Below are 1,207 nucleotides of genomic sequence, written 5' to 3' on the forward strand. Positions count from 1 at the left end.
CTCTCAATTCTGAAGAGCCGTATTAGATCATGACCGCAGAATTTTTCACTCCTGCTTTGAGAAGTAAGCTCGCACGGGCATTAGGAAGCAACCAGTACATCACCCACAATGATCTAGGCGCTCTCTGGATTGAATTCGCACCTAAGATCGAAGAACCAAGCGTCTCAAAACCCAAAAAGGCGCTTGAGATGGTGAAAGCAATAACAGCCAAATTTGACGCCGATCATCAGTTCGTCAAGCTCGTCAACACCGTGTACTACGAGGATCCATATGGAGCGGAACGGCGCAACGAGGGGCAAGAATTCGATGATCTGGAAAAGGAACTGGAACGCTTAGGGTTTATTCTGAGCGACCAATCGGTCGCGTTACCAGCAACCGCAAATTCATCTCCGCCCGAGAAACCAGCACAAAACTGGGTCGCCTCATGGCGTGACACTAAAGCTAATGACTCTGAATCATCCACTCCGGAATGGATGAAACCATGGCCACGCGTCAACAATATAAACGAAATCAGTGAGGAAAGAATGCAAAAACTTAACCTTGATCCTCGCAGGGTTTTTATCGTTCACGGCAGAGACCTAGACTCCAAAAATACTCTTGAGCGTTTTCTAAAGCATGTCGATGCACTACCTTTGACCTGGACTGATGCACGTCAGCTTACCAATAAGCCCTCCCCCTCTACGTTAGAAATTGTTAAGGCTGGCCTCATGAACGCCCAGGCAGTGGTGGTCCTATTTACCCCCGACGATCAAGCCAGGCTGGATAAGCAGTTCGTCAAGCCAAGCGATCGAAGCCCTGAAAAAGAACTAACCGGCCAAGCTCGTCAAAATGTCATTCTTGAAGCAGGAATGGCATTAGCGATGGATGATCAACGAACCATCCTGGTCCGCAAAGGTTTCACTCGCCCCATCTCCGATATCGAAGGCGTCCACTGGATTGATCTAAAGGACAATTGGGATGATCGACAGATTCTTCTCAACGCGCTAGAAGCGGCCAACGTGGCGGTTAGGCGAAACGTTAACATAATGGACGAAAGTATCGGCTCCTTCGAAAATCATGTCCCAAAAACGTCAACAGTCTAGTAGTGATCTACGACCGTTTCAGGACATGGTTTCGGGAATCTGAAAATGCAGAAGAACCGCCGTTTAGCGCAGCCGCGCTAAACGGCGATTCTTCTTCCCGTAAACGGGCTCTTCAGAATTGAGAG

General features: G+C 48.6%; 1 protein-coding gene. It reads left to right on the top strand.

The features are described 5' to 3' along the window. The first annotated feature begins 29 nt into the window (after nucleotides 1-29). Nucleotides 30-1,082 (top strand): nucleotide-binding protein, encoded by a 1,053-nt coding sequence (locus tag CIK76_RS12085; protein ID WP_096286798.1) that lies wholly within the window; start codon nucleotides 30-32, stop codon nucleotides 1,080-1,082. The last annotated feature ends 125 nt before the right edge of the window (nucleotides 1,083-1,207 follow it).

The organism is Glutamicibacter sp. BW80 (assembly GCF_002332385.1).
Lineage (GTDB): Bacteria > Actinomycetota > Actinomycetes > Actinomycetales > Micrococcaceae > Glutamicibacter.

Bases quoted from the DNA above. Each gene is read 5' to 3' on its own strand.
- CIK76_RS12085 (WP_096286798.1), top strand. From the start codon at position 30: ATGACCGCAGAATTTTTCACTCCTGCTTTGAGAAGTAAGCTCGCACGG.